Origin of the sequence: Haemophilus haemolyticus (genome assembly GCF_001679045.1) — a bacterium.
Lineage (GTDB): Bacteria > Pseudomonadota > Gammaproteobacteria > Enterobacterales > Pasteurellaceae > Haemophilus > Haemophilus haemolyticus.
In genome coordinates, this window is sequence record NZ_LYCK01000012.1 from 104,297 (window position 1) to 117,541 (window position 13,245).

Annotated in this window: 13 protein-coding genes; 5 read left to right on the forward strand and 8 right to left on the reverse strand. The window is 38.5% G+C overall.

The features are described 5' to 3' along the window. Positions 1-6 precede the first annotated feature (6 nt). The 3 genes from hmrM (at position 7) to tyrS (ending at position 3,512) form a co-directional block, all read left to right on the forward strand. Positions 7-1,401 carry a sodium-coupled multidrug efflux MATE transporter HmrM gene (hmrM, locus tag A8M50_RS03925; protein ID WP_005644725.1) on the forward strand — a complete coding sequence of 465 codons (1,395 nt, stop codon included), beginning with the start codon at positions 7-9 and terminating at the stop codon, positions 1,399-1,401. 8 nt (positions 1,402-1,409) lie between these two features. After that, the gene (sfsA, locus tag A8M50_RS03930; RefSeq protein ID WP_005644783.1) at positions 1,410-2,126 is read left to right on the forward strand and encodes a DNA/RNA nuclease SfsA; all 717 of its coding nucleotides are present in this window, start codon (positions 1,410-1,412) and stop codon (positions 2,124-2,126) included. Positions 2,127-2,324: 198 nt separating this feature from the next. Continuing rightward, the gene (tyrS, locus tag A8M50_RS03935; protein WP_005644718.1) at positions 2,325-3,512 is read left to right on the forward strand and encodes a tyrosine--tRNA ligase; all 1,188 of its coding nucleotides are present in this window, start codon (positions 2,325-2,327) and stop codon (positions 3,510-3,512) included. Positions 3,513-3,598: 86 nt separating this feature from the next. On the opposite strand, the gene A8M50_RS03940 is transcribed toward tyrS, so the two are convergent. The 8 genes from A8M50_RS03940 to A8M50_RS03975 form a co-directional block, all read right to left on the reverse strand. Then, positions 3,599-4,546: a ribose-phosphate pyrophosphokinase gene (locus tag A8M50_RS03940; protein WP_005645071.1), complete on the reverse strand. Its 948-nt coding sequence runs from the start codon at positions 4,544-4,546 to the stop codon at positions 3,599-3,601. Between the two features lies 1 nt (position 4,547). After that, complete coding sequence (gene ispE / locus A8M50_RS03945) at positions 4,548-5,489, reverse strand: 4-(cytidine 5'-diphospho)-2-C-methyl-D-erythritol kinase (RefSeq protein ID WP_005644823.1); 942 nt, start codon at positions 5,487-5,489, stop codon at positions 4,548-4,550. A gap of 11 nt (positions 5,490-5,500) precedes the next feature. Then, positions 5,501-6,121, reverse strand: coding sequence for a lipoprotein insertase outer membrane protein LolB (gene lolB / locus A8M50_RS03950; protein WP_005644720.1), 621 nt, complete (start codon positions 6,119-6,121; stop codon positions 5,501-5,503). Between the two features lie 71 nt (positions 6,122-6,192). Beyond that, positions 6,193-7,443 (reverse strand): multifunctional CCA addition/repair protein, encoded by a 1,251-nt coding sequence (locus A8M50_RS03955; RefSeq protein ID WP_005644822.1) that lies wholly within the window; start codon positions 7,441-7,443, stop codon positions 6,193-6,195. Between the two features lie 6 nt (positions 7,444-7,449). Beyond that, on the reverse strand, positions 7,450-8,061 hold the full coding sequence (locus tag A8M50_RS03960; protein ID WP_005645022.1) for a TIGR04211 family SH3 domain-containing protein: 612 nt from the start codon (positions 8,059-8,061) through the stop codon (positions 7,450-7,452). Between the two features lie 67 nt (positions 8,062-8,128). Next, a complete protein-coding gene (locus tag A8M50_RS03965) occupies positions 8,129-9,391 on the reverse strand; it encodes an inorganic phosphate transporter (protein ID WP_005644675.1) in 1,263 nt (420 codons plus the stop codon). A 24-nt stretch (positions 9,392-9,415) separates the two neighbouring features. Further along, a complete protein-coding gene (locus A8M50_RS03970) occupies positions 9,416-10,096 on the reverse strand; it encodes a TIGR00153 family protein (RefSeq protein WP_005633711.1) in 681 nt (226 codons plus the stop codon). Positions 10,097-10,230: 134 nt separating this feature from the next. Next, positions 10,231-10,443 (reverse strand): excalibur calcium-binding domain-containing protein, encoded by a 213-nt coding sequence (locus A8M50_RS03975; protein ID WP_005644891.1) that lies wholly within the window; start codon positions 10,441-10,443, stop codon positions 10,231-10,233. A gap of 163 nt (positions 10,444-10,606) precedes the next feature. Here A8M50_RS03975 and A8M50_RS03980 point away from each other — a divergent pair, with 163 nt between their 5' ends. Then, positions 10,607-11,644: a CYTH domain-containing protein gene (locus tag A8M50_RS03980; RefSeq protein ID WP_005644914.1), complete on the forward strand. Its 1,038-nt coding sequence runs from the start codon at positions 10,607-10,609 to the stop codon at positions 11,642-11,644. A gap of 125 nt (positions 11,645-11,769) precedes the next feature. Continuing rightward, positions 11,770-13,146 (forward strand): DNA repair protein RadA, encoded by a 1,377-nt coding sequence (gene radA / locus A8M50_RS03985; protein WP_005644699.1) that lies wholly within the window; start codon positions 11,770-11,772, stop codon positions 13,144-13,146. Positions 13,147-13,245 lie beyond the last annotated feature (99 nt).

Genomic DNA, 13,245 nt, shown 5'->3' on the forward strand with positions numbered 1-13,245 from the left:
AAATTTATGAATTTTCGTCTTTTATCCCAATATCACGCTGATATTAAAAAATTAATTAAAATCTCTTTACCCATTTTGTTAGCGCAAATCGCACAAAACTCAATGGGATTAGCGGATACCATTATGGCTGGTCGAGTGAGTTCCACTGATATGGCTGCCATTTCTGTTGGCGCATCTATTTGGATGCCATTAGTGCTTTTCGGTCAAGGCTTATTATTAGCGCTGCCTCCGACCATTTCTTATTTAAACGGTTCAGGCCAACGCCATCGCATTGCCCATCAAGTTCGCCAAGGCATTTGGCTTGTGTTAGGCGTGAGTATTCCTTTAGGTTTGCTGATTTATTTCTGTGAAATTCCGCTGCAATATATGCAAATGGAAAGCAAAATGTCAGATTTAGCACGCGATTATTTACACGCCATGTTGTGGGGATTACCTGCTTATTTAATGCTGATTAATTTTCGTTGTTTAAATGATGGGATTGCCAAAACCAAGCCTGCAATGGTCATTACCTTCTTAGGTTTACTGCTGAATATTCCGCTTAATTACATTTTTATTTATGGAAAATTTGGTATGCCTGCTTTTGGTGCGGTGGGCTGTGGTATTGCGACAGCCATTGTGAACTGGGCAATGTGCTTAATGATGATGTTCTATTCCTACACGAATGCTCAAGAACGTTCGCTAAAAGTATTTAGCCAATTAATTGAAATGCCGAATCCCAAAACGCTTAAAAAACTACTTCGTTTAGGCTTACCCATTGCTATTGCACTTTGTTGTGAAGTGGCATTATTTGCCCTCACTTCGTTAATGCTTTCTCCGCTGGGTGCAACTATTGTTGCGAGCCATCAAATTACATTGAATACTAGCTCTTTCATTTTTATGTTCCCCCTGTCAATTGGTATGGCAACAACGATTTTAGTCGGACAAGCATTAGGCACTGGCTCACCACAAAATGCGAAAAAAATGGGCTATGCCGCATTATTATTAGGGCTAACGGTGACAATCATTACCGCATTAATTACGATTTTCTTCCGTTATGAAATTGCCTCTATTTTCGTAACCGATGAAATTGTCATCGACATGGCGGCAAATTTATTATTATTTGCCGCACTTTATCAATTCTCAGATACTATTCAAATGGTGGTTGGCGGCATTTTACGGGGCTATAAAGATACCAAAGTCATTTTATATATTACCCTTTTCTCTTATTGGGTAATTGGGGTGCCACTTGGTTATACGCTCGGTCGTACAGATTGGCTTGTGCCGCACATTGATGCGAAAGGTTTCTGGATTGCCTTTGTGGTCTCACTCACTTTCGCGGCAATCTTACTTTCTTTGAGAATGAAAAAAATGCAAGCCATGAGCGATAACGCCATTTTACAACGTTTAGAAAAACTCAAATAAGGAACTTTATGCAACTTCCAGCTTTACAATCGGCAAAATTAATTCGTCGTTACAAACGCTTTCTTGCGGATATTGAACTGCCAACTGGTGATATTATGACAATCCATTGCGCAAATACAGGTGCGATGACTGGCTGCGGTGAAAAAGGTGACACAATTTGGTATTCACATTCTGATAGCCAAACCCGCAAATATCCCCATTCTTGGGAACTCACACAACTTGCAAATGGACAACTTTGCTGTATCAATACGCATCGTTCTAATCAGCTTGTCTTTGAAGCACTGCAAAATAAGCACATCAAAGAATTGGCAATGTATGATGAAATTTATCCTGAAGTGAAATACGGCGAAGAAAATAGCCGAATTGACTTCTTACTAAAAGGTGAAGGCTTACCCGATTGTTATGTGGAAGTGAAATCCATCACCTTAGTGAAAGGAAATTTAGGAATGTTCCCCGATGCAGTGACTACGCGTGGGCAAAAACATGTCCGTGAATTACTCGCAATGAAAAAACAAGGTCATCGCGCAGTGGTACTATTTGCTGGGTTACATAATGGTTTTGATCGTTGCAAAATCGCAGAATATATCGATCCTGAATATGATCGCTTATTAAAAGAAGCAATAGAACAAGGCGTTGAAGCCTATGCTTATGCGGGACAATTTGAAATTTCTAATGGAATTCCTACCGCACTTTCCTTAACAGAATCGGTGCCTTATATAAAATAATATTTTTTGAGAATTATTTTCATTTAGTTGTTGACAAAGTTATTGATAACAATTATCATCTAACCATTCCAACAACAATATTAGATAATCACTCCAACATTCCCGCCTATTTCCCCACAAATAGGCGTTTTTTTTATTCACAAATCTCCAAGAATCCCTATAATAAAACCTTTCAAAAAACATAATTAGGAAATAATAATGACTGACATTAATACCGTTCTCGCGGAACTAAAGCGCGGTACTGATGAAATCCTTTCAGAAGCGGATTTAATCGAAAAACTGAAAGAAAATCGCCCATTAAAAGTAAAGCTAGGCGCCGATCCAACCGCACCAGATATTCATTTAGGGCATACCGTTGTATTAAACAAACTGCGTCAATTTCAACAACTCGGTCATGAAGTCTATTTCTTAATTGGTGATTTCACTGGAATGGTGGGCGATCCATCGGGTAAAAATGCCACGCGACCTCCACTCAGCCGAGAAGATGTATTGCGCAATGCTGAAACCTATAAAGAGCAAATTTATAAAATTCTCGATCCACAAAAAACCAAAATCGTCTTCAACTCTGAATGGTTAAGTAAACTTGGTACAGAAGGTATGATTCGTCTTGCAAGCAACTACACCGTTGCGCGTATGCTTGAACGTGACGACTTCAAAAAACGCTTTGGAAATAACCAACCTATCGCAATCCACGAATTTATTTACCCATTATTACAAGGCTATGATTCCGTTGCATTAGATGCAGATGTAGAACTAGGTGGTACAGACCAAAAATTCAACTTACTTGTTGGTCGTGAATTACAAAAATCAGCAGGCAAAAAACCACAGGTTGCGATTACCCTCCCATTACTCGTTGGCTTAGACGGCGAGAAAAAAATGTCCAAATCACTTGGTAACTATATCGGTGTAACGGAAGCACCAAGCGATATGTTCGGTAAAGTGATGTCAATTTCTGATGAACTCATGTGGGATTGGTATAACCTTCTTTCATTCCGTCCATTAAGCGAAATTGCACAATTAAAATCGGAAGTAGAAAACGGCAAAAATCCACGTGATGTAAAAATCTTACTGGCAAAAGAATTAATTACACGTTTCCACAATGAAGAGGCTGCAAATGCAGCAGAACAGGAATTTATTAATCGTTTCCAAAAAGGCGCAATACCTGATGAAATGCCTGAATTTACGTTTTCTGGTGAAATTGGTTTAGCCACCTTATTAAAAGAAGCGGGTCTTGTGCCTTCGACTTCAGAAGCAATTCGCTCTGCTCAACAAGGCGGTGTAAAAATCAATGGTGAAAAAGTCGATAACGTAAAAGACAATGCACCGAAAGGTACAAATGTTTACCAAGTGGGTAAACGAAAATTTGCGCGTGTAACGGTTGAATAAAGTAGATACAGCTAAATAAAGTAAATAAAAAAATACCGCACTTAGATAAACAATCAAAGTGCGGTATTTTTTATTGAAATTTTAATTTAGTTAAACATCGCAGAAATAGACTCTTCGTTGCTAATGCGACGAATGGCTTCTGCTAGCATAGAAGAAAGCGTAAGCACGCGAACTTTACCGATAGCTTTCATTTCTTCTGATAATGGAATGGTGTCAGTAACAACAATCTCATCGATGGCATCGCTGGCTAAGTTTTTGGCTGCAGCGCCAGAGAAAACTGCGTGAGTTGCATAAGCAAAAACACGTTTTGCACCACGTTCTTTTAATGCTTCTGCCGCTTTACAAAGCGTACCGCCAGTATCAATCATATCATCTACTAAAATACAATCACGATCTGCAACATCACCGATAATATGCATCACTTGTGCTACGTTTGCACGAGGGCGACGTTTGTCAATAATGGCCATATCTGTATCATTTAATAATTTCGCTACAGCACGAGCACGTACAACGCCGCCAATATCTGGAGAAACAACAATAGGGTTGTCAAGATCAGATTTTTTCAAAATATCGTGAATTAAAACCGGAGAACCAAACACGTTGTCCACTGGAACATCAAAGAAACCTTGAATTTGTTCTGCGTGTAGGTCGCAAGTTAATACGCGGTCAATACCAACAGTTGAAAGTAAATCTGCCACAACTTTAGCGGTAATTGGCACACGAGCAGAACGAACACGACGATCTTGGCGAGCATAGCCGAAATAAGGAATCACGGCAGTAATACGACCAGCAGATGCTCGACGTAATGCATCTACCATCACAATCAATTCCATCAAGTTATCATTGGTTGGTGCACAAGTTGATTGGATGATAAATACATCCGCACCACGCACATTTTCATTGATTTGAACTTGGATTTCACCATCGCTGAAACGTGCGACCGTCGCATCGCCTAGTGAAATATATAAACGTTCAGAAATACGTTTTGCAAGTTCAGGTGTTGCATTACCCGCGAAGAGTTTAATGTCAGGCATTTTATAAAACCTCAGGTTTAGATTGTCGATGAGTGTAAGTTGATGATAGCTGCTTCAACATTGCGTGCAAGGGAGAAACATTGAGTCCTTTCGCAACAAAGCCAAAAAATGTTTCTGGTTTTTGTCTAAATACCGCTTGTGCTTCTGCTTCATTATCAAATTCAGCAAAAACACATGCTCCCGTTCCTGTTAATCTTGCCGGCGCATATTGTAGCAACCAGTTTAGCGCTTTTTCAACGTTTGAATAATGATTTATCACAACTTTTTCGCAATCGTTTACATAAGATTCACTCAAAAGTTGTTCTAGGGATTTTTTCGGTGTATTACGTGGTAAATTTGGATCTTGAAATATCACAGCCGTCGATATTGAATCATCGGGTTTTAATACAACAAACCATTTTTCGGCAGGCTCACAATAAGTGATTTTTTCCCCGACACCTTCAGCAAAAGCAGCGTGCCCATGTACAAATATTGGTACATCAGCGCCTAGTGTTAATCCTAATTTTGCCAGTTCATCAATGGATAAATTGGCTTGCCATAAATAATTTAACGCGACTAATGCGGTTGCTGCATTGGATGAACCACCACCGACACCGCCTCCCATTGGAAGAATTTTATCTAAATGAATATTTGCACCCAATTGAATATTGGCTTTTTCTTGTAAAAGTTTTGCAGCCCGATAAATTAGATTATCTTCCGTTTTTAGATTTGGAATTTCTGGGGTTAAAACAATTTGATTATCTTCTTCACGGATACTAATTTCTAACCAATCGCCAAAATCTAAAAATTGGAAAAGTGTTTGTAATTCATGATAGCTGTTCGGCAATTTTCCGTTGATATAAAGAAATAAATTCAGTTTGGCTGGGCTAGGGAAACGCAATGGCTTCCCATTTGATTGTGTTGTATTTTGAGAAAGTGCGGTAGAAAATTGATGTGATTTCATTAATGTATTCATTAGTAAATCCACTCATCCACGCGAATTTTTAGAGTTTGTTTCGTGCTGTCATTTTTTAGCAGAATATTTTCAGGCATCGAATTATTTGAGTGATAAGTGAGATAATCTGCCGTCCATTGAGAACCATCCACATGATAAGTAAATGCGCCAAGTAAATGGTTGGTACCGACTTGATAATCCGCATTCATTGCCGGTTGGCCTTTCAACCAATAAGCTAAATGTTCTAATGGCACATCCATTCCAATGATCTCTTGTAATAGTAGTTTCGCATTGGCTGCAGATTGTTGATTACCGTTGTTATCGGAAATTGTCATCCCACTTTGATGCATTTGAATCAACAGGGTAGATTTACTGATCAAAGAATAGAGTTTAAGCGTATAAGATTTCGGATTTTGGTATTGCCATTCAAAGCGGCTAGAAAAACGTTCTGTAGGACTGATATAACCAATTTGTCCTTTAGCTTGATAGGATTGAATTTTTTGAATCTTTTGTAAATGCTGTTGCCATGTGGCGTCGGTTTTATCGATATATTGCACGTTAACTGGACGTTCAGCATCCATCGTACAGGCTGTAAGTATGCTGGTTACAAAAAGTGCGGTGAGAAATTTAAACGTTTTCATATTATTCATCAAGTTAATAAGCTCGCGTATTTTAAGGATTTAGTTTAATTGAGTAAAGTTACTTTTATTTGTTAATTTTTTGGGTAATTAACTTTTGTTTGTTTAACCGCTAAGATTCTTCGTTTCGTCAATTCATTTCTGATTTCTTGTTTCTCAAATCCATCTGCAATAACTTGCTGTACATCTACTTCATTTGCCGCATGTAATAATTGATTGATGTAATCTATTTGTGGATAGTCTTTATTTTCAAAGCCTGTTCTACCTCGAGTATCAGCAAGACATATTTGTAGAAATTCTTGAAAGCGTTGTGGTTTTCTCCACACATCAAAACGATTAAACAGCGTTATGACGGTTTCAGCTCGAAGCTCAAAGGATTTGTGAATATGCGTGTGAAATTCACAAGTCAGTTCTGCAAGTTCTTGAAAATAACTAGGGACCTTCAAGCGTTTGCACAATGATCTAGTCGGTTTTATGCCAGCTTGTTCATGCCCATAATGATGAGGAAGAATATTTTGAGGTGTAAGAGCCTTGCCAAGATCATGACAAATTGCGGCAAAACGGACCGCACTTTTATTTAGGATAGGGTTATTTTCAGTCAAATTAACCGCTTGTTTTAATACCAGCATGGTATGAATAAAACTATCCACTTCTGGATGATGTTTTACTGGATTTGGTACGCCATAAAGGGCATCGATTTCAGGAAATAAAACTCTTAATGCACCTGTTTTATGTAAGGTTTCAAAATAAATTTCAGGATTTTTTTCGTTTAAGGCTTTTTCTGTTTCTAGCCAAACGCGTTCCGCTGTGAGATGTTGTAATTCTCCCGATTGGGCAAGTTCCGCCATTAGGGATAGCGTTTCCGAGGCAATTTTAAAACCGAGTGAATGATAACGGGCTGCAAAGCGTGCTACGCGTAATACTCGTAAAGGGTCTTCTGAAAAAGCAGGAGAAATATGGCGTAAAATTCGATTTTCTAAATCTTGTTTTCCGCCATAAGGATCAATAATTTCACCGTCTTCACTTTGAGCCATCGCGTTAATAGTGAGATCTCGTCGAATTAAATCTTGTTCTAATGTAATTGTTGGGGAGAAATCACAAATAAAGCCAGTGTAACCTACGCTAGATTTACGTTCTGTTCGGGCAAGCGCATATTCTTCTTTTGTTTTAGGATTGAGAAAAACCGGAAAATCTTTGCCTACTTGTTGATAACCGAGGGAGAGTAGCGTAGCAGGGTCTGCGCCTACCACAATCCAATCACGATCTTTTACCGGTAAACCTAATAATTGATCGCGAACAGCTCCACCAACCAAATAAACTTTCATTCGTGATTATGCCCAGCCATCACGACGGCGACGTTTTGGTAATACATAAGGAATAAGCAAGCCGAAGAGTAAGCCTACGCCCAATACTGAACCGCCATAAATAAACCATTGAATCGCAATTTCTCGTTTACCTGCATCAAGCATCGCTTCTAAATCACGATTTTTATTTTTGGTCATTTCAAGTTCACGTTTCAATTGTGAATTTTGTTCTAAAAGATCCGCACTTTGTTGCTCGGCTTGTTTGGTTCGACGTTGCATTTCTACGGTACGTTGTTGCCAATCGCCATCTAAACGACTAAGTTTTAAGGTTAATTCTTGAACTTGAGCTTTTAATTTTGGATTTTCTTCTTTACTACTTGGCGTGCTGCTTAAGTCTGAATTTAAAATCCAAGCTTCACGATTTTTATTGTCTCGAATTAGCGTGTATTTTCCTTGTCGATCTAATATATTCACCGCTTCACCCGCTTGAATTGAACCTGCAATTTTAAATTGTTCACCGGCACCGCGGCGTAAAAACGTACTGAGATTTTCAGTAACATATTGCGTTTCTGCATGAGCAGTTGCAATACCTGTACCAAGTAAAGCGCAAGATAAAAGTGTATTGTAGATTTTTTTCATGCTTTCTCCTTAAAAATAAAAACAACAAAAGTGCGGCTGAATAAACCGCACTTTTTGTTGCAATAAATTAATTAAACACCGCACGCAGTAAATAGAAGATAATAATTGCGAAGAATGCGCCGGCTGGTAAAGTGATTATCCAAGAACTAATGATGTTTCGGATAACCGTTAAATTAAGTGCCGCAATACCGCGAGCAAAACCGATACCTAAAATTGCTCCAACAAGTGTTTGTGTTGTTGAGATCGGCAAGCCTGTACCTGATGCAACTACAACGGTCATCGCAGTAGCAAATTGAGCGGCAAAGCCACGGCTTGGGGTTAAATCTGTGATCCCAGATCCAACAGTCGCCATTACTTTTTGCCCCATAGTAATTAAGCCCACAGCAATACCTAATGCACCTAATGGTAAAATCCACCAAGTTAAGGCTCCGCCTGAAACAATTTTACCGCCTTGTTCAACGATAGACACAACTGCTGAAAGTGGACCAATTGCATTGGCTACATCATTTGAACCATGAGCAAAAGCCATCGCACAGGCTGTTAATAACATTAAAATGCTAAATACTTTTTCTACCGCACCAAAAGTCCCTTTGCTTGCAGATTGGGTGAATGTTTTGCTTTTAAAATAGAAGTGGAAAAACAGCATGCCTACAAGGCTAATGATAAGAGAAATGACCAAAGTTTCTTTATTGGAAAGATTTAAACCAACATGTTTTAAACCTTTTGTCATGGTTACGATACACAGAACAAATACGGTTATCCCCATGTAGTAAGGACCATATTTTTGTGCATTTTTTAGTGGATGTTCGGTATCAAAAATAAGTTTTTGCGTACTTGCAAAGATTGCATAGGCGAGAATACCTGCAATGACAGGCGTGATGAACCAGCTACCAACGATGCTACCAATATTTGACCAATCTACTGCGCCAGGGCCAATTGTAATGCACGCAAACCCAATAATTGCACCTATGATAGTGTGAGTACCTGAAACCGGCCAGCCCATTTTCGTTGCGATAAATAACCAAGCGCCAGATGCAAATAAAGCAGAAAGCATACCCAGTGCCAAAATATCGGGCGTATCCACAAATTGCATTGGATCGATTACGCCACTTTTAATGGTTTCTGTTACTTCACCACCGGCTAGATATGCGCCAGCAGATTCAAAAATTAACGCGATAATAATTGCTTGTTTGGCTGTTACAGTACCAGATCCTACAGATGTACCCATTGAGTTTGAAACATCATTGGCTCCGATACCGAAAGCCATAAAAAAGCCGAAGGCTGCTGTAATCCACACCAACCACGAACCATATTGACTAATAACTTCCATAGTTAATTTCCTATGTTTTGTTGATTATGAACGCGCCAGCATTAATTCAATGCGTGAGCCAACACGTTGTGCTTGGTCAGCTAGCACGCCAACCCATTCAATAATTTTATATAAGAACATCACATCAATTGGGTTATAACGGCTTTCGATGGTGTAAAGCATTTTACGCAATTTGATCTGCATTTGGTCAGTGTCGTCTTCAATGGCATCGAGTTCTTGAATCATATCGTTAACTAATTTTAGTTCACGGCCTTTAAAACCGGTTTCTAAAAGTTGATCCATTTCTTCGATTACTCGATGTGCTTGGTGAATCGCATCTAAACTACGTTTTATGTAATGTAAGAATTCTTCCTGCATTTCTTCAGGAATACCAAATTGACGACCAATCATACGGCCTGCAATATCTTTAGCAAAATTTGCTAACTTATCTTGTTGCGTGACTAATTCTAAGAGATCAGTACGATCGATAGGTAAGAATAAACCACGTGGCAATTTCAAACGAATCTCACGTTTCAAGCTATCGGCTTCACGTTCACGCTGAGAGATTTCTAAGCGTTTTTCTTCCGCTTTTTCCCAATCCTTTGAGAAGGTGGTTTCAAAAAAAGGAATTAAAAGATCGCTACATTCAGTGACTTTTTCCGAATGCTTTTGTAATGGTTTTAAAGGCGAATGGGCAAATAATCCGAGAATATTATTCATTGCCATAAGTGATTTACTCCATAAGGGGTTAAAAATTCGTGCGCATATTACCCGATTTTTATTAATAATTAAATGTATTTTAGGAGGGCATCCCTTTCCTGAAAAGGAAAAGACGAATTTTTCATCTTTTCAATGTATCATTAATATTTCTTACAACGCGATGAGCCGTATTTACTACCACCAGGCAAACATTCACAGGCTTCACCATCTCGATCTCTATCTAAATGATAAGCATGGTGGTTTTCATAATAGCGTTGTGCTTCTTCTTGTGTATTAAAATCTGAACAACGAACACCCGCATTTATAGGCAATGTGATGCTTAGAAGCATAGAAAATAGAAATAATTTTCTCATAGAGATCCTTCATTAATTAGTTATTTAAAATTAAGTCAAATTATAGCCCTCTATGTTTATTTTACGATGTTTAATTTAAAGGAATATAAATCTATAAAACGCTTGATTTATCTATTTTTATCTGTATATTTGAACAGTTTTAAGTTAAAGGGAGTATAATTTTATGAGTAATGAAATTGAAATTAAATTAGCGGTATCAGACCAAGCGTTTAATGAATTAGAAGAACATTTAAAAAACTTTACTTGTTTAGCGCATAAAAAACAGTTTCTGAGCAATACTTATTATGATTATCCTGATCATTTCCTTGCTAAACAAAAGATGGGATTACGTATTCGTCAAGAAGATCAGGAACTTACATTAACGCTAAAAACCAACGGCGAAGTTGTTGGTGGATTGCATAGTCGCCCAGAATATAATTTACTATTAATCGAAAAAGAAACGCCAACCAATGCCCAATTAAGAGAACTTTATCCTTTTGAACAATTACCTAGTTCTACACTACAACCTATTTTCTCGACAGATTTTAACCGCACTTTTTGGTTAGTTGAATTTCAACAATCCAAAATTGAAGTGGCGTTCGATCAAGGTAAAATTATTGCAGGCGAATTTGAGCAACCTATTTGTGAAATTGAGTTTGAATTGAAATCTGGCAATGTGCAGGATCTTTTTGATTTTGTGGAAACTTTGCCGTTCGAAAGAGATATTTATTTTAGTAGTGCAAGTAAAGCAAAGCGTGGTTATTTGCTGGGTTCAAAACAATTTTTAACAGATTGGTTAAATAAATGGCGTAATTTCTTAAAAGAAGAACGAGAAGAAAGTGCGGTAGATTTTTGTGTAAAATTTAATTCCGTGTTGAAAATGGAACAGAAACTTTTGGAAGAAACCTTATCCTTTTCTCCCGCACTTTTTAGTCAAGATTTTATGAAAACAGTGGAGCGAGTTGGGGCATTTTTTAATCTTTATCATTATTATGATGAAAATGGAAAAATCCTAGAAGCAGTGGCAACAGAAAAACAAAAAGAAACGCTCTTATCAGCTTTGTTAGAAAGCAATCAGAAAATTTTTGCTGAAATCCGTGATTTGATTCGTTTTCATAGTGAAACGAAAGACAATGAAAAAACTATTGAAAAATTGACCGCACTTTTGAAAAGTCGAGTTTATTTTGAGCGAATGATCAAATTAATGAGATTTTCAGCGTAATGCGAATCAATCGTGCAAATGGGGAAGCTATATTTCTAGGCATTATGTCAGCTTGCCCTGAATCATATAACGATATTTAGCCGTAGGTATATGAATACTCGGTTAAAGAATGAGAAGGATGAAAAATGGCTAAAGCCCCGAAAACAGCTTATGTATGTAACGATTGTGGTGCAGAGTTTTCTCGTTGGCAAGGGCAATGCTCGGCTTGTAAAGCGTGGAATACAATCACCGAAGTACGGTTAATTTCCACAGCAAAATCAAAAAACGATCGTTTTAGTGGCTACGCGGGTGAAACTCAGGCAAAAATTCAAACGCTCTCTGAAATTAGTTTGCAAGAAACACCACGTTTTTCTAGTGGCTTTAATGAGTTAGATCGCGTACTGGGCGGCGGGATCGTACCGGGAAGTGCGATTTTAATTGGTGGGCATCCTGGTGCAGGGAAAAGTACCTTGTTATTACAAGTCATGTGTGGTTTAGCGAAAAACATGACCGCACTTTATGTGACGGGAGAGGAATCATTACAACAGGTTGCGATGCGCGCAAGTCGATTAGGATTGCCAAACGATCAATTAAAAATGTTGTCAGAAACCTCTGTGGAACAGATTTGTAATTTGGCGGATCAGTTAAAACCGCAAATTATAGTGGTGGATTCTATTCAAGTAATGCATTTAGCGGATATTCAATCATCGCCAGGAAGTGTAGCTCAAGTGCGTGAATGTGCTTCTTTCCTAACTCGTTATGCGAAAACCCGCCAAGTCGCCATTATTATGGTTGGGCATGTAACGAAAGACGGAACCCTTGCAGGGCCGAAAGTGTTAGAGCACGCCATTGACTGTTCATTACTATTAGAAGGCGAAGCCGATTCTCGCTATCGTACTTTGCGTAGTCATAAAAACCGTTTTGGTGCGGTGAATGAATTAGGCGTATTTGGTATGACCGAGCAAGGCTTGCGAGAAGTAAAAAATCCATCGGCGATCTTTTTAAGTCGCGGGGATGAGATTACATCGGGCAGTTCCGTTATGGTACTTTGGGAAGGCACTCGTCCTCTTTTAGTTGAAATTCAAGCCTTAGTGGATCATTCAATGCTAGCGAATCCTCGCCGTGTTGCGGTGGGATTAGAGCAAAACCGCTTAGCGCTATTATTAGCGGTGTTACATCGACATGGTGGCTTACAAATGGCTGATCAAGATGTCTTTGTCAATGTCGTTGGTGGTGTAAAAGTGAGTGAAACAAGTGCGGATTTGGCTTTGTTGCTTGCATTAATTTCTAGTTTCCGTAATCGCCCCTTGCCACAAGATTTAGTGATCTTTGGTGAAGTTGGATTAGCGGGAGAAATTCGTCCTGTGCCCAGTGGGCAAGAGCGTATTAGTGAAGCGGCAAAGCATGGCTTTAAACGCGCGATTGTTCCTTTTGGCAACAAACCGAAAAGTGCGGTCGAAAATATGCAAGTTTTTACGGTGAAGAAACTTTCCGATGCGTTAGCCGTGTTGGATAATTTCTAAATACTTCCATTAGAGATAATTAATAGTCTCAATGGAAATGAATTATCTAATTCCGTTGTACTGAAAACGTTAGCAAAATTTGTTAAAATAAACATACTT